This is a genomic window from Flavobacterium sp. FG19 (assembly GCF_057809475.1).
This window is the reverse complement of sequence record NZ_JBMDKA010000004.1, coordinates 12,275-36,288: the sequence shown is the minus strand read 5'-3', so window position 1 is coordinate 36,288 and position 24,014 is coordinate 12,275. Positions and strand designations below refer to the sequence as shown.

Below are 24,014 nucleotides of genomic sequence, written 5' to 3'. Positions count from 1 at the left end.
TTTGCCACCAAATATTTTATCAAAGATACCCACTAATTATTATCTTTTTTTGATCTTTACTTTTGAATTGTTTTTTATATCAGAGATATCAAAATCTGAAGTATCTTTTTTTGATGTGTCGATATCTACAGTAGAACTAAATACTTTTTTAATTGAAAATTTACTTTGTAAAGTGTCACCAAATATTAAAACTATTAAAGATAGTAATTGACCTAAAAAAACAGTTAATGGTTCAATATCAAAATTAGAGTTATTGATCCAAAAAATTGATAGAATAAAAATCAATAGATTTATTACTATTGCTATGTTTTTAATATTTTTACTCATACTAATAATTTACATTAAGATTTAAAACAAATATAAACAAAAGCAATAAAGAACACTTATTTTGTTCGTAATAGATTTGAGATATTGCTATATATTTTTTCTTAATAAATCAGTGAATAACTTTAACATTTTAACAACGAAAAACCTAACATTTTCTGTAGCTTAGATAAAAATTAACAAATTAAAATCATTTATTAACTAAACGAATGACTATTTCAGACTTATTAAAAGAAATTATTGATTCTTCCAAAGATCGTGTAAAAACACCAATTAGTGGGGCATATTTATTATCGTTCATCTTATGGAATTGGAGACCAATTTCATTGTTTCTTTTTGAAAAGACTACTATAACTCAAAAAATTATTGTAATCAATTCTGAATATTGTAATGCAATGGCTGTAATTGGCCCTTTTCTTCTTGGCATTTTCTTTACAGTCGGTATTCCTCATATTATGACAGTTATTGATTTTTTATTAGCACCTGCAAAAAAGAAAAGATTGAGAACAATTTATCAAGCTAAAAATAATGAGCTAAGTGAACAAATAGAACTCGTTGTAAAAGAATTGGAACTGCAAGACAAAAGAACTAGAAGCAAAACAACTGATGATTTTGAAAAAGAAATTAGTGCATTACAAAATAGATTAGACACTATTAATAACTCTAATAAATCCATAGTGGACGACTATGAAAACAAAATTCAAGATTTAACAAAAATCTTACAAAAAACTATTTCTGAAAGGGAAAAAGAAAAAGAAATTAATGATTTCAGAATTTTAATGATTAATAGTGAATTTCATCCAACAGATTTCCAGTTTGTAAAAAATACTGAATTAACTAAAAACGATGTTTATGGCAATTCCTTAATTACTCCTAAAGTTCAAACCTTTCTTACGCAAAAAGAATTCATCGAACCTTTTAATAATGGTTTTAGGATTACACAGAAAGGCATCAGTTTTATGGAATTTGTAAAACAGACATTAAACAATAATGAAAACAAAACCTCAAATTAAAGTTTTCTAGTGCCAATACTTTGCGTGCAATTGCGAAATCAACCAATAGACAAAAAAATAATCATAAAATATGGGATGGTATACAGAGTTAAAAATAGGTCGATACAATTGGAACTGGAGAAAGAATTTGCCAATTGAGGTGCCATTACTCTTTTTTGGACATCATAAAATTATCGGCGAGAATATAATCAATTTGTCATCAGATTCGAATGATTTTGTTGGCTTTGAAGCAACAGTAGGTCAGGTTATATCAAATTTAGACAAACTTGGATTAACCTTGGATTTCTTCATTTCAACGTACAGTTCTTACAGAGAAGGACTAATTCACTGGGGAGTTTCAACTCTAAATGCTCGTAAATTTTTTTATGAATTGGAAATAGATAAAACTCCGGAAACAAAAAAAGGAATAAAGGAATTAAACAATCAAATAAAAAGGATTAACGAAAGTAATGGCAAGAATGATATTTTATGTTCAATAGAAGTACTTAAGAGCAAGATAAAACTGGAATCGCATTTATATGATGATAGATCTTTAATTCCAAGTCTAGACACTGTTGATATGAAATACCTTAATGATGTTAACATAATAGAAGCAACATCCTTTGGAATTTTCTTGAATTATGCTCATGAAAATTTACCTGAAATTGCCTGGCTTTATGAAGTACGTTTAATACTTGAAACCTTAAACAAAAGGACAAAAGTAAAATTAGACATGAAAGAATGGGTAATGGAAGGATTAAATATGGATGTAATCAAAGATTCAATTGATTCACTTGCATTAAAAGCAAAAACATATACAAAGACATTCGATGCAATACTTGGAGGAAATGAAACTTATAATAAAGAATACGAAAGAATTCAATTAACAGAAAAATGGAAAAAACTAAATTCTCTTAAAAAGGAAGATATTTCTAAAGGAACTAAATTGGAAGATTTCATAGCATCTTTATTTCATAAAAAATTTGGTTTTGATGTTTTAGCTAAAAAATTATTAACCGAAACTCAAGAACTGGACATCATACTTAAAAATGTTTCGAAAAACGATTTTGTTAAAAGTTTAAATAGTCCATTTGTCTTAATTGAGTGTAAAAACTGGTCTTCACCGGTAGGAGTGGCTGAAGCAAGAGTTTTTGAAAGCAAATATCGTGAATCAGGAAGCAAAGTCAATTTAGGAATTTTTGTAGCTATAAATGGAGTAACCAAACCTTTTAAAACTCATATCAATAACTTAATTAGGGATGGCATTAATTTAATTGTAGTAAGTAATAAGGACATTGAACAATATCTCTACAGTGAAGATTTAGATGTTGGTATTTGGTTAGAAGATCTGATTTCAAAACAATTTGTATTAAAATAATTTTAAATAATATTTATCTTTACCTTTTAAAAATTAAAATTGAAACTTATACTAATAAAGTATATCATTTTAATTTTTGTAATCTATTAGTTTTTTTATTTTTTGAACAGTTCCACTGCTTCTATCAGTTAATTTCATTATTTTTCTAATTGAATATCCCTGTCTTAACAACTTTACAACTTCTTTATTTTCAGCTAAAATAGTCTCAGAATCTTTTTTAAATCCATCTTTTCTACCAACTTTACCACCATTTTTTCTGTAACTATCATATCCAGATTTTATTCTCTGTCTAATCTGCGTTTTTTCCATTTCACTTACAGAAGTCAAAATTTGAATTAGGAATTGTGACATTGGGTTTATTTCACATTTTTCGTTGAGAGTTTCAATATTATGATTCTTAATGTAAAGAGAAATACAATTATCATTTAACAATTGAATTGTTTTCAAAACCTCAATCGTATTTCTCCCTAATCTACTTAATTCCCAACAAAGAACTTTATCAACCTTATTGGTTTTGACAAAGTTTACCATCTTCATCAGTTCTGGTCGTTCTTCATTTGTTTTTCCTCCAGAAACTTTTTCTTCAAAAATATTAGAAACATGATATTTCATATTTTTGGAAAACTCTATTAACTCTTCTGTTTGTCTTTTGTAATCTTGACTATTTGTTGAAACTCTTGAATATATAACAACTTTCATTTTGTATCATTTTAATATTTTAAATTATAAAGATACAAAATATATCATACAACCTTATTTAAAATAGATTAAAATGATACGTTTTAAACTTGGTACATTTTTCATCAAATAAATATCTTTTAATACATTTGTTTTTATGATAGAAAAATTCAAAGAGTGGGTGGAAATTGGATTTATAGGTTTTGATCTGTCCGACCTAGATGATACATACTCCTTGCATGTTAATAAAACAGCCTATGAGGCTGTTATGCAGTCTTCGGTAATCAATTTGTATAAAAAATTATCCGATGATTATTATAGCTTACTAAAAAGAAAGACTCGTTCAAATATTTATAGAGAAATCTTTCCAAAAAAATATTCGGGCTATACATATACAAATTTTACATATAAGGAACATAAAAACAATGAGTTCTACGAAGGATATTTAATAACCGTAACTATATTTCGTCTAAAAAGAGACGAGCAAAAATTTATTGATTTTAATGAATTTGTCGATGATTCAATTTTAAAAGTAAAGACTCTAATTGAGCAAGATGAAAATTTCGATAATTTTACTTTTAAAATTGCATTTTTAAATGATAGTCGTTGGGAAGCAACCATACATATCTATCTATTCAATCTTAATAAAATTAAGAAATTAGAAACTTATTAAAGCCCGAAATTCTCATAATACATGTAATCTTTTAAAATTAAAATATCCTAAAAAAAATCTTTATCTCCTAAACTTGTAATTAATTGCAGTATTTACCAAATCAGATTTTTTAAAATCAAATCCTGTCTGTATATACTTTTGCGTTGTTGCTAAATTTGTATGCCCTAATGCAATTCTAATATCATTAAGATTAATATCTTTCATTTCTAATAAAAGATTTGTAAATGTAAAACGAGAAACATGCGTTGTTATATCTCTAATAGATAATTCATATCGTTTTGCCATTCTTTTTAACTTTGCATTATAAGAAGTGAATCTACTTTTATAAGTATCAAACTGCAATTTATTCATTGGTTGATTATTATTATAATCTTTAAAACAGTCTGACTTTACAAAATCCTTAAACAGTAACTCTTTTGGATCTAATTTTTCAATATGTCGATTAATAACTCGTTTACATTTCAAGTTAATTTGCTTTTCAACTTTAATTAACTCATCAATTATAGTTTTGGATTCTATATCACTAGACTTTATTTTAAAACCGGAATAAATCTCATATTTTTCATCTACCCTATTATAGTCCCTTTTTATTTTTGTTTCTAAAACAAACCTTGCTTTTCTATAAGAAATTATTTCTGGCTTAAGAATTTTTGAATTTGATTCTATATCTTTAAGATGATTTAATAAACCAAATATCTCCATTAATATATATATAATCTTATCACCATAATTTACCTTAATTGGAATATTAGTTTTAGTTTGAAAATATTCTATGTATTCTTTCTGAATGTTTTCGTTTTTCATCAACATCATATCTGCACATCTTAATCCATTACTGAATAAAGAAAACAAAAACATTCTACTTTCAATAAAATACAAATCTCCTTTTTTTATTCGCAATAATTTTTGTACGTCCTCATATGACAAAATCTTTTTTGGCTTAGGATTAACTTTAACTCGATATTCATTAAAAGGATTCTTACCAATATAAATATTATTACTAATCGCATTATTAAAAACTGTAGAATAGTTATTAAAATAAAATCTTATGGTGGAAGACTGTAAAGATTCACTTGTGAAATAATTATTCATTTCTGTAATAAAATCGTTGTCTATTTCATCAAAATCAATATCGGCAAGTTCATACTTATAGAATAAAAATTTCTTAAACATATTTGAACTACTTTCATAGGTATTTTGAGTCGAATAATTATTTTTTAGATTTTTTCTTGTTTGCATATAACTCAAAAACTGGTAATAATGGCTGCTTTTTTCTTCTTTTTTTAAAAAAGGATTTTCTAGTAGTTTTTTCCTAATCTTACTATTAATTTCATCAAAATTGATTTTTTTATTTGGCTCAAACTGGTTGAAACTTTTATTAAAGTAATCTTCAAATTGTCTTCTAGGCAAACTATAATTTAAACTAATTTTCTTCTTTTTTACAAATTCCCCTTTTCTTTCTATATAAGTTACGAAAAGATAACCTTTCTCATCTCCCTTGTTTTTTTCTGAAAATACAATGCTTGCCTTCATATAATATTCTTTTTAGATAATTAACAAATATATGAAGTGGGAAATAAGTGGGAAAATAAACGACTAAAATATTTCAAAAAAGAAGTGGCTTAAAAATATAACTACGTCATTTTAAGCACAATAAAAACAAACAAAATATACGTTGTGTTGCATGCGCAAAAATACTTTTTATATTCGAATCTTAAAAATCGGAACGTTGAAAAAATAAATATTTTTTTTCAGCGTTCCGATTCTAAGCAATGGCAGTTCAAAAAGACAAAGAATCAGATGTTTATATGGTTAATAAAGTTTTTCCTCTTTGTTTTTCTAAACCTTTGCCTCTTTGGGGCTTAAAAAAACAAATCCAGAAACCCGATTATTTCGTACGTAACGAAAAACCCAATTACATTTAACTATGAAATCAAAAATTATTGCCCTGACGGCTTTCGTGCTAGTTTTCCTGACTTCCTGTGATGCTGTAGATGATTTATTAACTTTTACTATTTCCAATGAAGCCTCTATCAAAATCAAAAGTACATCGCCTCTTAGTTTACCAACAGAAATAATCACTCCGGAAGTAACCACTAACTCTTCGGCCGAATTTGAAAACAATAAAACCAAAGCCAGTCTGGTAAAGGATGTAAAACTCAGATCACTTAGCTTATCTATTTCAGATCCTTCTGATAAAACGTTTACCTTTTTAAAATCGATACACATATATATATCAACAACGGATTCTAATGAAATTGAGCTGGCTTATCAGGACGACATCAACACTTCATCTAATTCACTGGATTTGATCTGTACGGATAAAAAATTAGACGAATACATCAAATCAGACAGCTACAAAATTCGCACACAGGTTACTTTAAAAGAAACCCTTACCAAAGATGTCACGGTTAAAACCAATATGAAGTTTAAAGTTACGGCAGATCCATTCTAAGACGCTAAGATTCTGAGCTGCTAAGTTTTTTTAGAAACTTAAACACAAATAAAAAAATGAGGTTCTAAAGACAGAACCTCATTTTTTATACCATCTGATTAAAAATCTCAGTATATTAAAAATTCAAAAAAATTATTCTTTTGTTACCACAATCGAAGCTTTAAAACCTGCCGCCAGATTATCCCAGTAATCATTGGTAACTAATTGGCCTTTATCGTCGTAAATTTGAATTTCAGCTGTATTTCCGCCTAACGAACCAATATTTAGAGCTTCAAAGTCTATTTTGTTAAAACCATTTGCAAGATTTATTCTAACCTGTTTAAAGCCTGAATCAAGTAATATTTGACTTGCAATTACCAGGTCGTTTGAGCTCACTTTTACCAAATCGCCGTCAATGGCTCCAAAATCACGGAGTTTTACAATAAAATATTGTGATTGTGTTTTAAAATCCCCCAGCGAAATATTTTTCTTAACCAATGTACCCCGTCCTTCTCTTAAACCGGCATCCTTTAAAGCCTTATTCAGGTCTTTTTCCATTTTGTCTACATACTGATCACCCGGATTAGCAAAATCATTCTGCTGGTACATCGAAAAAGTACTTTTCTCCTGTCCTATCTGAAATTTTGATTTTGGGGTAATGCTGGTATTATCAAAAACATTTGGGGTTTTGATTTCCGGAATATCTGCCGTTTCGGCCTGCGGATCTTTAACCTGCGGAATTGGTGTTTTTTTCTTTGTGCTAAACTTTGGAGCCGGAATTGGCTTGTATTTAGTTCCAAATTCAGTCTGCGCTGAAATGGTTACAGCGGTAAAAAATAGTATGAAAAATAAAATCTGCTTCATTGAAAAGGGGTTATCGAATCGGCTTTGTAATTTTTTATAAAATCAAAGTACAGCATCGCAAAAATAGCATAAATAAGTTTGGTGCGACAACTTTAAGACTATTATAACAATATATTAGGCTAATTTTTGGAATCAAAAAACCTGCCAGTATTTTTATTTTTCCAAAAATAAATTCCATAGTCAAAAATTCAAATTCCATACCCTGATTTATTAAAACCCAGCTCATTTTCACTTTTAAAACAGGCACATAATTTTGATAATTAGCCGTTTATTCTTAACTTCAGGACTTTATTTACCATTTATAAAATCTCATCAAAATGGAGTATATCGATTATTATAAAGTATTGGATGTTACCAAATCAGCCACTGAAGCCGATATAAAAAAAGCATATCGAAAACTGGCCCGGAAATACCACCCTGATCTGAATCCGAACGATAAAGAAGCGGAGAAAAAATTCAAGGAAATTAATGAAGCCAATGAAGTTTTAAGCAATGCCGAAAATCGTAAAAAATACGATAAATATGGAAAAGACTGGAAACATGCCGAAGAATTTGAAAAAGCAGGTTATGATCCCAATCAGAAGCAATATTCCCGACAGCAGAGCGGTAATTCTGATTTTTCCGGGTTTGGAGGGGATTTTTCAGAAAGTGATTTTTCCGATTTCTTCAATTCGATGTACGGATCAGCCAGAAGCAGCCGCAGCCAGTCTAAATACAGAGGTCAGGATTTTAATGCTGAACTGGAACTGGATCTGGCAGCTGTTTATACTACTCACAAACAAAGCCTGACGGTTAATGGTAAAAATATTCGTATTACCATTCCTGCCGGGGTAGAAAACGGACAGGTTATTAAAATTCCGGGGCATGGCGGACCGGGTGCTAATGGCGGCCCAAACGGTGATTTGTATATTACGTTTACTATTTCCAACAATTCCGATTTTAAAAGAGAAGGCCATAATTTGTATTCGACTGTCGATCTGGATCTCTATACCGCAGTTCTGGGAGGAGAAATCAATGTTAAAACTTTTGACGGAAAAGTAAAAATCAAAGTTCCTGCCGAAACGCAGCCGGGAACCAAAGTCAAATTAAAAGGAAAAGGTTTTCCGGTTTATAAAAAGGAAAATCAGTTTGGGGATTTATATGTAACCTATAACCTGAAAATTCCAACCCGGTTATCCCAAAAAGAAAAAGAACTTTTTGCAGAATTATCTAAACTTAGACATCATGAGTAACAAGAATTTAATCCAGATAAAACAGTTTTGCGTCTATCACGAAATTGAAAGTACTTTTATAAAAGAACTCAGTACTTATGGTTTAGTTGAAATTATTATCGAAGAAAATGACGAATATTTACAGCCGGAACAGCTGCCGGTTCTGGAAAAAATGATGCGGATGCACTATGATCTCAATATCAATATGGAAGGAATTGATGCTATTTATCATTTATTAAACAAAATTGAACTTTTACAACAGCATCTCAAAAACACACAAAATAAACTCCGAATTTATGAAGAAAACCAAACCGAATAATCCTGTAAACGGCATTTCTGAAATATCACAAAAAAGAGATATTTTGGGTGTGATTTCAAAATAATACACCACTTTTTACCGGACATATTTCCTAAATTGCAGCACATTAATTAACCCGAATTTGTTTTTAAAACTAAGAAAAAACAATTCAAAAAAACACTTAAAATGAAAAGAGAAAACATTTTAACAGGATCGCCATGGGAAGACAAAATGGGATACTGTCGTGCTGTAAGAATTGGTAATATCATTGAAGTATCCGGTACTGTAGCCATTGTAGACGGCGATAAAGTAAAAGCCGACGATGCTTATGCCCAGACTTATAATATAATTGAACGTGTTGAAAAAGTTTTAGAAGACTTAAATGTAGGGATTAAAGACGTGATCAGAACCCGCATTTTTACAACTGATGTATCTACTTTTGAAGAAGTCGCCAGAGCACACTCGGCATTCTTTAAAGATGTAAAACCTACCACAGGCTTTTACGAAATCAGTAAATTAGTTGCTCCTGAATATTTAGTTGAAATCGAATTTACAGCTGTTGTACAATAGTTTTTTTTCAGCCGCGAATTCACAAATTATTTTATTATTTAAAAATAACAATTGTTTAAATTTGTGAATTCACGGCTAAAAACAGGCCTGTAAATTAAAATGACTCCTCAAACTCCAAAACAATTTTTACTTTCCATTCCTAAATGGATTGTGATCTGCGCCTTAATCGGTATTTTCTCCGGAACTGCCTCTGCCTTTTTTTTAGTTTCTTTAGAATGGGTTACCCAATTCAGAATTCATCATGACTGGATTATCTGGCTTTTGCCTTTCGGCGGATTTTTAGTAGGCCTCAGTTATTACTATTGGGGAGAATCTGTAACCAAAGGCAACAATTTACTGCTGGAAGAATATGAAAAGCCCCAAAAAGTCATTCCGTTTAAAATGGCACCTTTGGTACTTTTAGGCACTTTACTGACGCATTTATTTGGAGGATCAGCAGGGCGTGAAGGAACAGCAGTACAGATGGGCGGAGCCATAGCCGATCAGTTCACCAAGATTTTCAGGCTGGACAATTACGAACGCCGCATTTTAATTATTCTGGGCATCAGTGCCGGTTTTGCATCTGTTTTTGGAACCCCTCTGGCCGGAGCCATTTTTGCCTTGGAAGTTTTATACTTCAGTAAAATTAATTTAAAAAGTATCCTTCTTTCCTTTTTAGTAGCTTACGCTGCTTATTTTACCGTTGAATTCTGGGAAATAAAACATACTCATTATAACATCCCGGTTGTTCCTGAACTTAGTTTTACGGCTATTCTTTACATACTGATTTTAGGTCTGTTTTCCGGATTTGCCGCTTTACTATTTTCCCGAAGCACTCATTTTTGGGGCTCGCTTTTTTCAAAAAACATTCAATATCCGCCGCTTCGACCTGTTATTGGCGGAGTTGTCCTGGCTATTGCTATTGCCGGTTTGGGATTTACTAGATTCTCAGGACTTGGCGTTCCGGTTATTGTTGAATCATTTTCAGTTCCTGCCGATTGGTACGATTTCCTTCTTAAAATTTTATTTACCGGATTTACTTTAGGTGCCGGATTTAAAGGTGGTGAAGTAACTCCTTTATTTTTTGTGGGTGCAGCTTTGGGAAGCGCCTTATCTGTATTTATTCCGTTACCCATAGCATTATTGGCCGGAGTTGGATTCGTTTCTGTTTTTTCCGGTGCTACTCATACTCCCATTGCCTGTACGATTATGGGAATAGAATTATTTGGCATACAGCCCGGAATCTTTATTGCCATTGGCTGTGTAACTGCCTATTTTTCATCTGGCTCTGTAGGTATCTATAAATCTCAGATCGTAAGAGGCGCTAAGTATAAATTGTATCAAAGGTTTCATAAAAAAGAACTAGAGAATCTCTGAAAAATTTAAATTCCAAATTCCAAAATCTAAATTCCAAAATCTAAATTCCTAGTTAAAACATTCCTAAAACAATCCGTTTAAATCTTTGTTTTTGGAATAACGAATCTGTACTATCTGTGTACCTTGTTCCTGCATAAAAAACAGTAAATGCTCAGAAAAATGTCCTCAATCCAACTAAAAATGTCATATAACTTACTGTTAAAACTTTCTGCTGATCTCTAACCTCTTAAACACAGCCCCTAAAAATATTTTCAGCATTACATTAAAAAAATGTAAATTCGCACACTATGAAAATACAAGATATTCAGGCAATACAATTATTGCTTGCTGCGCCAAAGAAGATCGCAATAATTCCGCACAGGGGACCAGACGGGGACGCCATGGGTTCTACCTTAGCTTTATACCATTTTTTACTTAAAAATAAACATCAGCCAACGGTCATTGCCCCAAATGATTTTCCGGACTTTTTAGCCTGGCTGCCAGGTTCTGAAACCGTTAAAATCTTTGAAAAAGACACTGAAAACTGTACCAGGATATTAGAAGAAGCCGAGTTAATTTTTACACTTGATTTCAATGCTTTTCACCGTACGGGTGAAATGGAATATACACTTGAAAAACTAAGCGTTCCGTTTATCATGATCGATCATCATGAAAAGCCTCACGATTATGCCGCTTATATGTATTCTGATACTTCTTACGGCTCAACTTGTGAGATGGTCTATAACTTTATTACTTTCCTGAACAAAAAGGAAGATATCGACAAAACCATTGCAACCTGTATTTATACTGGAATTTTAACCGATTCTGGTTCTTTCCGCTTTCCGGGAACTACAGGAAACACACACCGAATTATTGCCGAATTAATTGATTTGGGAGTTGAGAATACTCAAATTCCGGTTCTCTTATACGATAACAGTTCCTTCAGCCGTTTGCAGTTATTAGGCCGGGCTTTACAAAACATGAAAATTTTTGAAGAGCATAAAACTTCTTATATGACCCTGACCCAGGAAGAACTGGATTCTTTTAATTATGTAAAAGGCGATACAGAAGGAATTGTTAATTACGGATTAAGTATACGAGGAATAGTTTTTACCGCTATCTTTATTGAAAATAAGGATGAAAAAATCATTAAAATTTCTTTCCGTTCTCAGGGAGGTTTTGATGTTAATCAGTTTGCAAGAGACCACTTTAACGGTGGCGGACATGTCAATGCAGCCGGAGGAAGATCTGAAGTCTCGATGGAAGAAACAGTTAAAAAGTTTGAAGATTTAGTAACTAAACTAAAATTATAACCCCAACATGAGCTACTTAAAACTTAGCATTTATACACTGCTCCTTGCCGTTTTGCTGGCTGGCTGTAAACAGCACGAAGAAGCACGAAGACCAATTTCGAGAGCTTCGGGTTCGTTTATGAAAAAATCAGCAGACCGGAATAAAAAACTGGTTGCAAGTGAAGAAGATGTCATAAAAAAAATCATTAAAAACAATCCAAAAGTAAAATATTATGCCACTAAAAAGGGATATTGGTTTTGCTACGATGAAAAAAGCAGTACAGAAACAGCCGCTCCCAGAAAAGGAGACATTGCTTACTTTAATTTAGAGGTAAAAGACATTTCGGGAAAAATCATTTATTCAGAAGCTGATCTGGGACCGCAGACGTATTATGTTGACAAACAAGACATCATGATGGGATTGCGTGACGGAATCAAATACATGAAAAAGAATGAAACGGTTACTTTTCTTTTCCCTTCTCATATGGGATACGGATACCACGGAGACAATAAAAAAATTGGCCCTAATCAGTCCCTGATCTGTACCGTTACCCTGCGAAACTTTGTTCCGGATCCGGCACAAACCACGACAGCTCCTGCCCCTGCAGCACAGGGAGCAAAACCGGCCGCTGTAAAGCCTGCTGTATCCAAACCTGCTGCCCAGACTAAAAAAGACACATTAAACCCATAAAAAACATCTTAGAAATGAAAAAGAGTATTGTATTATTACTATTAGCCGTAAGCTCATTTTATTCCTGCAAAGACAGCCACAGTAATTTACCGGACGGTTTGTATGCTGACATCGAAACCAACAAAGGGCATATTATCGTTGAACTAGACTATAAAAAAGCACCTGTAACAGTAGCAAATTTTGTAACACTGGCAGAAGGTAAAAACGAATATGTAACCAAAGATTACTTAAAAAAGAAACATTTTTATGACGGATTAAAATTTCACAGGGTAATTGAAAACTTTATGATCCAGTCAGGAGATCCGGAAGGAACCGGTTCGGGAGATGCAGGATATAAATTCAAAGACGAATTCTCTGATTTGAAATTTGACAAAGCAGGCGTTCTGGCGATGGCCAATAATGGTCCGGGAACCAACAGCAGCCAGTTTTTTATTACTCATGTTGAAACTCCATGGCTGGACAACAAACATACCATCTTCGGGCATGTTGTTGACAAAGGACAGGAAGTAGTAAACAAGGTAGTACAGGGAGATACGATTGTTTCGGTAACCATTATCAGAAATGGTGAAGCCGCAAAAAAGTTTGATGCTATGAAAGTACTTCGTGACTACTTTGCTGAAAACAGCAAATATGCAAAAGCTCCAAAAGATAAAGTGGAGTATCTGGCTTCTATAAAACCGAAAGCAATCAAAACTTCAACTGGTTTAGAATATGTTATTACGGAAAAAGCAAACGGAAAAAAACCAGCTGACGGAACACAGGTTTACATTCACTATGCCGGATTTTTAGAAGACGGAACCTTATTTGATTCCAGTATTGAAGAAGTAAATAAAACTTTTGGAAAATTTGATGCTGCCAGAGCTGCTCAAAACGGATACCAGCCGATTCCGTTTCAGGCCGGAGCCAAAAAAGGTTTAATTCCGGGATTTATTGAAGGGATCGAAAAACTTTCTTTTGGAGACAAAGCTGTTCTTTTTATTCCGTCACACTTAGCTTATGGAGCAACCGGAGCAGGCGGCGTTATTCCGCCAAATGCCAACATCATTTTTGAAGTTCAGTTACTCGAAAAACCATAATTACACAGAGATATAGTTATTTTTATAGACTTAAATTCTAAATACAATGAAATTTAAACTTCTGTTTTTATTCTGTCTTACTGCCTTAAATATTCAGGCACAAGCCAAAAAACCTTCTCCCGTAAAACCCAAACCTGCTGCTGCAAAAACTACTGCAGCTGCCGCAAATACAGCCGAAGGTATTTTTGCCACAATTTCTACAACAAAGGGAGATATTGTCCTTTCGCTGGAATATGTAAAAGCTCCTGTTACAGTAGCTAACTTTATTACTTTAGCAGAAGGTACCAATCCTAATGTAAAAGCATCCCTAAAAGGAAAGCCATTTTATAACGGCCTGAAATTCCACAGGGTGATCAATGATTTTATGATTCAGGGAGGTGATCCTGAAGGAAACGGTACAGGAGGCCCTGGTTTTTCATTTAAAGATGAATTCGCAGATGATTTAAAATTTGAAAAAGGCGGTGTTTTAGCGATGGCTAATTCAGGTCCTGCCACAAACGGCAGCCAGTTTTTCATTACTCATAAAGACACGCCTTGGCTAAACGGAAAACATACTATTTTCGGACATGTGATTTCAGGAATGGACAATGTAAATAAAATTGTTCAGAATGATGTTATGACTAAAATTACAATCACCCGTAAAGGAGCTGCAGCCAAAAAATTTGACGCTTTAAAAGTGTTAAGTGAAGATGCTAAAAAAGAAGAAGCCAAAAAAGAAGAAGCTAAAAAAGTAACAGGCGCAAAAGCGGCTTATTTTGCCGATGCAAAAGCTAAAGCGTCTGCAACTGCTTCAAACCTTAAATATTTTATTACACAAAAAGGAACAGGTGTTAAAGGTGCTGAAGGATCTACGATTTATTTTCACTATGCCGGTTATTTTGAAGACGGAACTCTTTTTGACAGCAGTATTCCTGAAGTGGCAAAAGCATACGGAAAATACGATGCTAACAGAGAGGCTCAGGGAGGTTATAAAGCATTTCCGTTTACGGTAGGTAAAAAAGACGGTATGATCCCTGGCTTTATTGAAGCTTTGGACATGATGACTGACGGGGAAAAAGCTGTTTTCTTCCTGCCTGCTAACCTGGCTTACGGAGAAAGAGGCGCAGGAGGTGTTATTCCGCCCAATACGAATTTGATTTTTGAAATCGAAACCTATCAAAACCAGCCTGTTAAATAAATATTGAAATTTTATTTTTCATTATAAAGAAGCCGTTGGAGTTTAATTCTAACGGCTTCTTCATTTTACCTATTCTGCTAAATCATCAAATTTCACTTCAATACTGCCGCACAAACAAACACAATGATAACGTTTGCGTATATTTTCTATTAATTCCCAAACAAAATAGCTTACCTTTGCCAGCTTGAATTTTTAAAAACAAACCATCAAAATGTCACAAAACAACGTATTAAAAGGCGTATTTTTAGTTGCCTTAGGTGCCACAACTTACGGAATGTTAGCCACTTTTGTAAAAATGGCTTATTCAGAAGGCTATACTACTGCCGAAGTAACCACCTCACAGTTTTTACTTGGAATAATTGGTGTTTTGATTATAAATGCCTTTCAAAAACTAAAAAATAAGGAGAAAGTTGCCAAAGCTACTCCTAAGAACATTTTCAGTCTAATGCTGGCCGGAACTTCCTTAGGAATGACCAGTTTGTTTTATTATCTGGCTGTCAAATTTATTCCGGTATCTATTGGTATCGTTTTGTTGATGCAGACAGTCTGGATGGGGGTCTTACTCGAAATGATTCTTGAAAAAAAATTACCTTCGAGACAAAAAGTAATAGCAGTTTTTATCGTTCTTTTTGGAACCGTCCTGGCTACTAATCTTCTTAAAAATACCATTACGCTCGACTGGAGAGGTATGGTATGGGGAGTTCTGGCTGCTGCCTCTTTTACCACTACTATGTTTACAGCTAATAGTGTAGCAACTGAAATTTCTCCGGCACAGAGAAGTTTGTATATGCTGCTTGGCGGTGCTGTAATTGTATTTACTTTTGGTTTCTTTACACAGGTTACCCCTTTCAATATGGCTATTTTCCTGAAATGGGGAATTGTTTTATCACTATTTGGTACTATCATTCCTCCAATTCTGATGAATTTAGGTTTTCCGTTAACCGGAATTGGATTAGGAAGTATTGTTTCTGCTCTCGAACTTCCTGTTTCTGTAACAATGGCTTTTGTACTGCTGGACGAAAAAGTAATTCTTTCGCAATGGATTGGTATCGTGCTGATTATTCTCGCCATCATCATTATGAACGTTAATTTTAAGCGCAGAGTTTAAGTCATTCTGTCATTCCCTAAAAAACATCTCTTGTAAATACAATAAATGTTATTTTTTTTATAATTTCGTGATAAATAATTAATTATCATGAACTTACCCTGGCATTTATATGTAATGGCAATACTGTATATTCTTGCCGGGTTCAATCATTTTCGTAATCCGAAAATGTATATCCGCATCATTCCTCCTTTTTTTAAAAAACCAAAAGCCATAAATATCATAAGCGGAGCTGCCGAAATACTTCTGGGAGTTTTGCTTTTATTTTCTTCTACAACCCATTTTGCTGCCTGGGGGATCATTTTTTTGTTAATTGCCATATTTCCTGCCAATGTTTATATGTATCAAAATAAAAAAGCAGGTTTTGGTTTATCTAAATGGATTTTATTTGTACGTTTGCCCTTACAATTAGTTTTACTGTACTGGGCATTCCAGTATACCCTTTAACAATCAAATCTATTAATCTAAAATTATTGTATTATGAAAAAATTGTTTGCAGAGTTCTTTGGAACTTACTGGCTGGTTTTTGGTGGTTGTGGAAGCGCCATTTTTGCTGCCGGTTATCCCGAATTAGGGATTGGTTTTGCAGGAGTTGCCTTAGCATTTGGTTTGACAGTCCTGACAATGGCATATGCTGTAGGACATATTTCAGGCGGACATTTTAATCCTGCAGTTTCTTTTGGTTTATGGGCCGGCGGAAGATTTTCGGCAAAAGAACTTATCCCTTATATCATTTCGCAATGTATTGGTGCCATTGCCGCTGCCGGAACTTTATATACTATTGCATCCGGAAAAGCCGGATTTGTCATCGACAATACAAAGGCCGGGGCTTTTGCTTCTAATGGTTTCGGAGCCTTCTCACCCGATGGTTATTCACTGCAGGCAGCCTTTACAGCCGAATTTGTGCTTACCTTCTTTTTCTTATTAATCATTTTAGGCGCCACAGATAAATTTGCTAACACCAGTTTTTGCGGGATTGTAATTGGATTAGGACTAACCCTGATACATTTAATCAGTATTCCTATCACCAATACCTCTGTAAACCCTGCAAAATCATTATCACAGGCCATTTTTGCCGGAGGAGAACCACTTTCTCAGGTTTGGCTGTTTTGGGCTGCTCCTGTTTTAGGGGCTGTTGCGGCAGGATTTGTTTATAAATCGTTATTGCAAAATCACGCAGAAGTGTAACAAAATCTATAAATTTAAAATACAAAGAGAAAATCAGATATATTTATATAAGGTTTTCTCTTTTTTTTGATTACAATAAAAACCGAAAAACCATTTCACTTCAAATACTCAGGATTATGAACGAAATTATTTTTTACTTCAGTACCATTCCGTCCTCGCACCGGAGTCTAATTTTAGTTGGCGGTATTACGCTCTTCTGGCTGATCGAAAATACTTTTCCTCTTTTTAAGATGCAGTACAGGAAATGGCACCATGCCGGAATTAATATTTTCTTTACAATTACCACGATCATTGTCAATTTTATTCTGGCCTTTATTCTCATAAAAACAGCCGCATGGACAACCGATAATCAATTTGGAATCCTGCAGTGGCTGCCGCAGATGCCCATATGGCTTTATACCATTATTGGACTTCTTTTACTGGATTTAATCGGAGCTTATTTAGTGCACTTAATTGAACATAAAGTAAAGTTCCTTTGGCGTTTTCATCTTATTCATCATACCGATACCTGGATTGATACCACGACGGCAAACCGGCATCATCCCGGCGAAAGTGTCATTCGTTTTGCTTTTACAACTCTGGGGGTGCTGGCTGTAGGAAGTCCGATGTGGATGGTTTTTCTGTACCAGTCTCTGTCAGTAGTTGCTTCTCAGTTCAATCATGCCAATATTTCCCTGCCTGATAAAACAGATGTTTTCTTAAGCTATTTTATAGTATCTCCTAATATGCATAAAGTCCATCATCATTATGTTCTGCCTTATACCGACAGTAATTACGGAAACATATTTTCGGTATGGGACCGTTTATTCGGAACCTTTACTACTCTGCCCAAAAAAGAACTGATTTATGGCGTTGATACCCATATGTTACCGGAAGAAAACAATCAGTTAAAAAATCTGCTGCAAATTCCGTTTCAAAAATCAAGATCCGCAAAAAACACCAAAAAACAGTAAAAAAAACATACTGCAGCGAACCAAGTAATTATTTTTTTTATTAATATTGATATACAAAATGAAAATCAATCTATTATTAATCATTAACCCTCTATTTTGAATTAATTTTCACGAGATGAAAAAGAGTAACCGCAAAGAGTTAAACTGGGAACAAACGGAAAGACTTGTTTCGTTAGCCTTAGAAGAAAGAAATCCATTTGAAATTATAAAAAAAGAATTTGGATTGGCAGAAAAAGAAGTGATTGAAATCATGAAGAAGAAAATGCCTCTTGAAAAATTTGAAATGTGGAAAAAGAAGGCTATTGCAAATAAACCAAAACCCAAACCAATTAAAATTGACGATTTTGACGAAGACCTGGATGGGAAATATTATATAAAGAATAAGCTAGACTAAGATCAAGACTCCTGTTTTTCAGGAGTTTTTTTTTATATTTTTAACTTTTTGTAACTTTTTTGTACTTTTTAAGTCAAATACACATAACTAAACACAGACAAATGAAAAAAATACTTTACACCTTAGCGCTTGCAGTTACCCTTTGGAGCTGTAAAACGGGGAGTTCTTCTGTTTCAGGAAAAAACAATGTCGTAGATGTAAACATCAATCTGATTGATGTTAAAGACGATAAAGTACTTGTAACCGTTACGCCTCCGCAGATTAAAACAGATGAAATGATCTACAGTATTCCAAAAACGGTTCCGGGAACCTATTCTACTGATAATTACGGAAAATATTCAGAAGATTTTAAAGCGTTTGACGCTAAAGGAAATGCTTTGACAGTAAAAAGACTTGACGATAATTCATGGTCGATTTCAAATGCCAAAACATTAAAAAAAATCACTTATTTAGTTAATGATACTTTTGATACTGAAAAAGGTACCGGCTTTGGTAATGATGATGTTTTCTCTCCGGCGGGAACTAACATCAAAGCGGGAGAAAATTTCATGGTAAATACCCATGGTTTTGTAGGATACTTTCAGGACAAACTGGAAACTCCGTACAAAGTTACCATTACACATCCGGAAACACTTTGGGGCGCCACTTCTATGACCGATCAGGATGCGAGCAAAACCAGCGATGTTTTCACCACTTCCCGTTACGCCATTTTGGTTGAAAACCCAATTATGTATTCTAAACCGGATTACACTACTTTTAATGTAAACGGAATGGATATTTTAATTGCTGTATATTCTCCAACGGGAAAATTTACAGCAGAAAGCATTACTCCGGAAATGAAAACGATGATGACCGCTCAGAAAAACTTTTTAGGAAAAGTAAATGCTACTAAAAAGTATACGGTATTGTTGTACTTATCGAGTATGGCGAAAGACGATGCACACGGATTTGGAGCTTTGGAACATCCAACAGCGACCACGGTTGTTCTTCCTGAATCTATGCCAAAAGAAAAACTGGTAGAATCAATGAAAGATGTTGTTTCGCACGAGTTTTTCCATATTGTAACCCCTTTAACCATTCATTCTAAAGAAATCCAGTATTTTGATTATAATGCACCAAAAATGTCTGAACATTTATGGATGTATGAAGGAGTGACCGAATATTTTGCCAATCTTTTCCAAATCAATCAGGGATTAATTGATGAAGCAGAATTTTATACACGTATTGCTGATAAAATTGAGCAGGCAAAAGGTCTGAATGATACCATGTCTTTTACCGTAATGAGTAAAAATGTATTAGAACAGCCATACAAAGACCAGTATTTAAACGTATACCAAAAAGGAGCTTTAATCGGAATGTGTATTGACATTATCATCAGAGAGAAAAGCAACGGAGAAAGAGGAATTCTGGATTTAATGCATAAATTATCAAACGAATACGGTGTTGAGAAACCGTTTAACGATGATGAATTATTCGCCAAAATAACCTCATTAACGTATCCTGAAGTGGGTGAATTCCTGAATAAATATGTAGCCGGAACAACACCAATTCCTTACGATTTCTATCTGGCAAAAGTGGGGGTTACAAAAGCATCAGAGAAAAAAGCAGGAAACCCTTTCCTTAAAGGACAGGTTCCGTACATCACTATCGATAAAGCTACCAAAGAAATTGCAGTACGTCCTGATGCCGAATCAAACGAATTTTTTAAAAACCTAAACTTAAAAGGCGGGGATAAAATTTTAGCCGTTAACAACAAATCTTACAATCTGGACAATATCTATGATTTGGTTACCGAAAGTGAAAACTGGAAAGATAACGATCCTATTACTTTAAAAGTAAAAAAAGGCGGTAAAGAAGAAACCATTAAAGGAACCGTAAAATTACCATACGAAGAATCTGAAACTTTTAAAGCGACCGACGCTTCTAAAGACCAGCTTAAAAATGCCTGGTTAAAAGGATAATCAACGTACATATAAAAAAAGAAAACCGACAAGTGATTGTCGGTTTTTTTATGTTTGCTGCTTACAGAATTGTAATTATTTCTTCACCGGAAACTTCCAGTCAAACTCATCTTTATTATTGATGATGGCTCCTATTTCGAATTTTACAACCTCATCAAATTCCGTTTGAAGAATAAACCAGTTGTCTTCGTTGAAGTAGTTTTCGAAAGTATCAAAAGTTTCCTGATTGTATTTTGTAATTCCTTTTGCCGCAAAATCTTTCTTCACATCAGCAATTTTTCTTCCGATTAACTGAAATCCGAAAACTTCCAGATTATTACCTGAAGCTACGATATAACCTAATCTAAAATCTTCTTCCTGATAAAAAGTCAATCGTGCTTTGAGTGCATTGTACACAAAAATTACGTTGTCATCTTCGTCTTTATAGTTTTTATCAGGTTTTCCTAAAGCTGCTGTTACATCATTCTGCTTCATTCCGAAAAGCAGTTTATCAATTCCTGATTTTAAGTTTATTTTCATATTGAATCATCTTTGTTTAAGATGCAAATTTCGTAAAGTTTTTTTGTTATTCTGCCACGAATTCACGAATTAATATTCTTAAAATCTAACAGCTTTAAACAGTTTCCTGAAATTATATATTGGTTTTACCTCATACGTCCCAGTTGTTTTGCAAGGATTATATACTCTTCGGATCCAACAAAATCTACTGCTTCTAATATTGTTTTTTTAATAGAATCTCTTTCTTTTACAGCAATCCCTGCCCCAAATTCAGCAGTTTTAATTGCCAAAAGAAGCTGCTTTTCTAATGGTGACCGAATTTCAACCTCTTTACCATTCAGTCTGAGACTGCCCGGAACCGGCCAGTTTTCTACCGGCCTTTTTCCTTGTTCTAAAATGACTTTTTGTACAAATTCAACATCAGACAAAACGGATTCAGACTCTTTTATTTTTAAAACTAAAGTTCCTCCATCCATACGGAACCCCACGCTTTCAATGGTTACTTCCTTCATTTTAAAATAATAACTAATATCCCTTTTTGTTTGGCTTATTGCTCATATAAAACGTAATCTTTCCGCCATTCATCACATCAGCGTGTTTTAAAAATGGCTTTTCTACTGGTTTTCCATTCAGCAGAACTTTGCTTACAAATACATTTTTATCAGACTGATTTACTGTTTCTACTTCGAAAGTCTTTCCGTTTTCTAAATTAAAAATTCCTTTTTTTACTAACGGACTTCCTAAAGCATATTCGTCAGACCCCGGCGCAACCGGATAAAAACCTAAACTGCTGAAAATATACCAGGCACTCATTTGTCCAAAATCATCGTTTCCGCCTAAACCATCTGCTCCGTTTCGGTACATCTTTTTCAGAATCATTCTGATTTTATCCTGCGCTTTCCATGGAGAATCGGTCCAATTGTACAAGTACACTACATGATGCGAAGGTTCGTTTCCGTGAACATAATTTCCAATAATTCCGTCTCTGGTAATATCTTCTGTATTTTCAAAATATTTATCCGGCAGGTGCATATTGAATAACGAATCCAGACGAACTTTAAACTGATCATTTCCTCCCATCATTTTAATCATTTCTGCCGGATTATGCGGTACATACAAACTGTAATTCCAGGAATTTCCTTCAATAAATCCCTGTCCGTGCGTGTCCAGCGGATCAAATTCTTTTTTGAAAGTTCCGTCGGCTAATTTCGGACGCATAAAACCTGTTTTTTCGTCGTAAACGTTTTTATAGTTTTCAGATCTTTTACTGAATTCATTATAAATATCTGTCTTTCCCAGTTTTTTTGCTGCCTGCGCAATGGCCCAGTCATCGTAAGCATATTCTAAAGTTTTAGAAACCGAAGATCCGTTTTTATCTTCCGGAACATACCCTTGTTTCATATAATATTCCAGTCCGTCATAGTAAGGAACCCGTGCTGTATTTACACAAGCCTGAAGTGCTTTTTCTGCATCAAAACTAATATTGCCTTTTACAATGGCATCTGCCACAACAGAAACAGAATGATATCCAATCATACACCAGTTTTCATTGGCATAATGCGACCATACCGGCAGCATTTTATGAACGCTCTGATCAGAATGCGCCAGCATCGAACTGACCATATCGCCATTTCGTTTAGGCTGAACAATATTAAAGAATGGATGTAAAGCACGATAGGTATCCCAAAGCGAATAACTGGTATAATTCGTAAAGTTTTCTGCTTTATGAACATTCATGTCCAGACCTTTATAATTTCGGTCTAAATCCATATACTCTGTTGGCCCGAGAAACGCATGATACATCGCAGTATAGAAATTAACCAGATCTTCTTTGTGAAGGGTTTCAATCTGAATTTTATTCAATTCTTTGTTCCATATTTCCTGACTTTGTTTTTTTACTTTTTCGAAATCCCAATCCGGGGTTTCTTTTTTCATATTCTCTAAAGCTCCGGCTGAACTTACAGGAGATAAAGCCATTTTGATCTTGATTTTTTCTCCTTCACTGGTATCAAAATCAAAAAACAATTTGAGATTCTGCCCCGCCATTTCCGGAAAATTTTTGGTCTGGTCAAACCTGCCCCAAAAACCTCTGTAAACACTTTTTTCCTGCGCTGCCTGTCCGTAGCTTTTAATTGGTTTACTAAAAGACATGGCAAAATAAACCGTACGAGTTCTCGCCCATCCATTAGTCTGGCGGTATCCTGTAATCAAAGTATCATTTTCTACACGTACAAAAGTCCAGACATTCTTTTTGTCGTAATTGTAAATTCCGGAAGTTAAATCCAGAATAATATGTGCTTCATCAGATTTAGGAAAGGTGTATTGATGCATTCCCACACGGGTTGTTGCCGTCAATTCTGCTTTGATTTTATGGTCTTCCAGAAAGACACTGTAATAGGCTGGCTCTGCTTTTTCTGCTGCATGTGAAAATGCCGATCTGTAACCTGATAAAGGTTTTGAAGCCACACCGGGATTTAATTGTAATTTTCCGGTTGTCGGCATGATTAGAAAATCTCCTAAATCAGAATGTCCTGTTCCGCTAAAATGCGTGTGGCTGAAACCTACAATCGTTTTATCTTCATATTGGTATCCGGCACAGTATTTATAAACTTCCCCATTGTATTTTCCGTTTAAGCTATAAGCAATTGTATCGGTTTCCGGACTTAACTGCACACTGCCAAAAGGAACAGTTGCCCCCGGATACGTATGTCCCATTCTGGCTGTTCCAATCATAGGATCTGCATAGGGAATTAAATTTTTAAGATTATCGCTTTTTTTCTGGGCACTTACAGGTATCGCAAAAGCAAACAGTAAAATACCGGTTATAAAACGAAAATGAGATTTTAGCAGGATTTTCATGTGGTTTTATTATGTTTTTAAAGTTTAGAAAATTACAATAAAATCCCCTTCTAAAAAATTTAA

Annotated in this window: 25 protein-coding genes; 18 read left to right on the top strand and 7 right to left on the bottom strand. The window is 33.8% G+C overall.

Going from position 1 to position 24,014, the window contains the following annotated elements; translation table 11 throughout:
- Positions 1 to 39: 39 nt before the first annotated feature.
- Positions 40 to 327 carry a hypothetical protein gene (locus ACODST_RS05530; RefSeq protein ID WP_488931119.1) on the bottom strand — a complete coding sequence of 96 codons (288 nt, stop codon included), beginning with the start codon at positions 325 to 327 and terminating at the stop codon, positions 40 to 42.
- A gap of 206 nt (positions 328 to 533) precedes the next feature.
- Between ACODST_RS05530 and ACODST_RS05525 the strand changes: the two genes are divergently transcribed.
- Positions 534 to 1,337: a hypothetical protein gene (locus ACODST_RS05525; RefSeq protein WP_488931118.1), complete on the top strand. Its 804-nt coding sequence runs from the start codon at positions 534 to 536 to the stop codon at positions 1,335 to 1,337.
- A 70-nt stretch (positions 1,338 to 1,407) separates the two neighbouring features.
- Positions 1,408 to 2,694 carry a restriction endonuclease gene (locus ACODST_RS05520; RefSeq protein ID WP_488931117.1) on the top strand — a complete coding sequence of 429 codons (1,287 nt, stop codon included), beginning with the start codon at positions 1,408 to 1,410 and terminating at the stop codon, positions 2,692 to 2,694.
- Positions 2,695 to 2,763: 69 nt separating this feature from the next.
- Here the strand turns inward: ACODST_RS05520 and ACODST_RS05515 are convergent, their stop codons facing one another.
- Entirely contained in the window at positions 2,764 to 3,393 is a 630-nt protein-coding gene (locus ACODST_RS05515) for a recombinase family protein (RefSeq protein WP_488931116.1), read from the bottom strand.
- A gap of 136 nt (positions 3,394 to 3,529) precedes the next feature.
- On the opposite strand from ACODST_RS05515, the gene ACODST_RS05510 reads away from it, so the two are divergent.
- Entirely contained in the window at positions 3,530 to 4,045 is a 516-nt protein-coding gene (locus tag ACODST_RS05510) for a hypothetical protein (RefSeq protein ID WP_488931115.1), read from the top strand.
- 60 nt (positions 4,046 to 4,105) lie between these two features.
- On the opposite strand, the gene ACODST_RS05505 is transcribed toward ACODST_RS05510, so the two are convergent.
- Entirely contained in the window at positions 4,106 to 5,578 is a 1,473-nt protein-coding gene (locus ACODST_RS05505) for a phage integrase SAM-like domain-containing protein (RefSeq protein ID WP_488931114.1), read from the bottom strand.
- A gap of 394 nt (positions 5,579 to 5,972) precedes the next feature.
- Between ACODST_RS05505 and ACODST_RS05500 the strand changes: the two genes are divergently transcribed.
- Complete coding sequence (locus tag ACODST_RS05500) at positions 5,973 to 6,500, top strand: hypothetical protein (protein ID WP_488931113.1); 528 nt, start codon at positions 5,973 to 5,975, stop codon at positions 6,498 to 6,500.
- Positions 6,501 to 6,632: 132 nt separating this feature from the next.
- Here the strand turns inward: ACODST_RS05500 and ACODST_RS05495 are convergent, their stop codons facing one another.
- On the bottom strand, positions 6,633 to 7,343 hold the full coding sequence (locus ACODST_RS05495; protein WP_488931112.1) for a hypothetical protein: 711 nt from the start codon (positions 7,341 to 7,343) through the stop codon (positions 6,633 to 6,635).
- Between the two features lie 317 nt (positions 7,344 to 7,660).
- Here ACODST_RS05495 and ACODST_RS05490 point away from each other — a divergent pair, with 317 nt between their 5' ends.
- The 14 genes from ACODST_RS05490 (at position 7,661) to ACODST_RS05425 (ending at position 20,594) form a co-directional block, all read left to right on the top strand.
- Positions 7,661 to 8,575, top strand: a complete 915-nt coding sequence (locus ACODST_RS05490; protein ID WP_488931111.1) for a DnaJ C-terminal domain-containing protein — start codon at positions 7,661 to 7,663, stop codon at positions 8,573 to 8,575.
- Positions 8,568 to 8,873, top strand: a complete 306-nt coding sequence (locus ACODST_RS05485) for a chaperone modulator CbpM (RefSeq protein WP_488931110.1) — start codon at positions 8,568 to 8,570, stop codon at positions 8,871 to 8,873. The genes ACODST_RS05490 and ACODST_RS05485 overlap by 8 nt, the downstream gene beginning before the upstream one ends.
- 165 nt (positions 8,874 to 9,038) lie before the next feature.
- On the top strand, positions 9,039 to 9,422 hold the full coding sequence (locus ACODST_RS05480; protein WP_035648901.1) for a RidA family protein: 384 nt from the start codon (positions 9,039 to 9,041) through the stop codon (positions 9,420 to 9,422).
- Between the two features lie 99 nt (positions 9,423 to 9,521).
- Positions 9,522 to 10,778, top strand: a complete 1,257-nt coding sequence (locus ACODST_RS05475) for a voltage-gated chloride channel family protein (protein WP_488931109.1) — start codon at positions 9,522 to 9,524, stop codon at positions 10,776 to 10,778.
- Between the two features lie 287 nt (positions 10,779 to 11,065).
- Positions 11,066 to 12,070, top strand: coding sequence for a DHH family phosphoesterase (locus tag ACODST_RS05470; RefSeq protein WP_488931108.1), 1,005 nt, complete (start codon positions 11,066 to 11,068; stop codon positions 12,068 to 12,070).
- Between the two features lie 7 nt (positions 12,071 to 12,077).
- Complete coding sequence (gene gldI / locus ACODST_RS05465) at positions 12,078 to 12,740, top strand: gliding motility-associated peptidyl-prolyl isomerase GldI (protein ID WP_488931107.1); 663 nt, start codon at positions 12,078 to 12,080, stop codon at positions 12,738 to 12,740.
- Positions 12,741 to 12,754: 14 nt separating this feature from the next.
- Positions 12,755 to 13,816 carry a peptidylprolyl isomerase gene (locus ACODST_RS05460; protein ID WP_488931106.1) on the top strand — a complete coding sequence of 354 codons (1,062 nt, stop codon included), beginning with the start codon at positions 12,755 to 12,757 and terminating at the stop codon, positions 13,814 to 13,816.
- A gap of 46 nt (positions 13,817 to 13,862) precedes the next feature.
- A complete protein-coding gene (locus ACODST_RS05455) occupies positions 13,863 to 14,993 on the top strand; it encodes a peptidylprolyl isomerase (protein WP_488931105.1) in 1,131 nt (376 codons plus the stop codon).
- 211 nt (positions 14,994 to 15,204) lie between these two features.
- Positions 15,205 to 16,101 carry an EamA family transporter gene (locus ACODST_RS05450; RefSeq protein ID WP_488931104.1) on the top strand — a complete coding sequence of 299 codons (897 nt, stop codon included), beginning with the start codon at positions 15,205 to 15,207 and terminating at the stop codon, positions 16,099 to 16,101.
- A gap of 87 nt (positions 16,102 to 16,188) precedes the next feature.
- Positions 16,189 to 16,545: a DoxX family protein gene (locus ACODST_RS05445; protein ID WP_488931103.1), complete on the top strand. Its 357-nt coding sequence runs from the start codon at positions 16,189 to 16,191 to the stop codon at positions 16,543 to 16,545.
- A gap of 33 nt (positions 16,546 to 16,578) precedes the next feature.
- Positions 16,579 to 17,286 carry an aquaporin Z gene (gene aqpZ, locus ACODST_RS05440; RefSeq protein ID WP_488931102.1) on the top strand — a complete coding sequence of 236 codons (708 nt, stop codon included), beginning with the start codon at positions 16,579 to 16,581 and terminating at the stop codon, positions 17,284 to 17,286.
- 116 nt (positions 17,287 to 17,402) lie between these two features.
- Positions 17,403 to 18,239, top strand: coding sequence for a sterol desaturase family protein (locus ACODST_RS05435; protein WP_488931101.1), 837 nt, complete (start codon positions 17,403 to 17,405; stop codon positions 18,237 to 18,239).
- Positions 18,240 to 18,354: 115 nt separating this feature from the next.
- Positions 18,355 to 18,633 carry a DUF2805 domain-containing protein gene (locus ACODST_RS05430; protein WP_488931100.1) on the top strand — a complete coding sequence of 93 codons (279 nt, stop codon included), beginning with the start codon at positions 18,355 to 18,357 and terminating at the stop codon, positions 18,631 to 18,633.
- A 101-nt stretch (positions 18,634 to 18,734) separates the two neighbouring features.
- The gene (locus tag ACODST_RS05425; RefSeq protein WP_488931099.1) at positions 18,735 to 20,594 is read left to right on the top strand and encodes a M61 family metallopeptidase; all 1,860 of its coding nucleotides are present in this window, start codon (positions 18,735 to 18,737) and stop codon (positions 20,592 to 20,594) included.
- A 75-nt stretch (positions 20,595 to 20,669) separates the two neighbouring features.
- On the opposite strand, the gene ACODST_RS05420 is transcribed toward ACODST_RS05425, so the two are convergent.
- The 3 genes from ACODST_RS05420 to ACODST_RS05410 all read right to left on the bottom strand — a co-directional run bounded on the left by ACODST_RS05420 (position 20,670) and on the right by ACODST_RS05410 (position 23,951).
- A complete protein-coding gene (locus tag ACODST_RS05420; protein ID WP_488931098.1) occupies positions 20,670 to 21,113 on the bottom strand; it encodes a hypothetical protein in 444 nt (147 codons plus the stop codon).
- A gap of 125 nt (positions 21,114 to 21,238) precedes the next feature.
- The gene (locus ACODST_RS05415; RefSeq protein WP_488931097.1) at positions 21,239 to 21,604 is read right to left on the bottom strand and encodes a hypothetical protein; all 366 of its coding nucleotides are present in this window, start codon (positions 21,602 to 21,604) and stop codon (positions 21,239 to 21,241) included.
- Positions 21,605 to 21,617: 13 nt separating this feature from the next.
- Positions 21,618 to 23,951 carry a GH92 family glycosyl hydrolase gene (locus ACODST_RS05410; protein ID WP_488931096.1) on the bottom strand — a complete coding sequence of 778 codons (2,334 nt, stop codon included), beginning with the start codon at positions 23,949 to 23,951 and terminating at the stop codon, positions 21,618 to 21,620.
- Between the last annotated feature and the right edge of the window lie 63 nt (positions 23,952 to 24,014).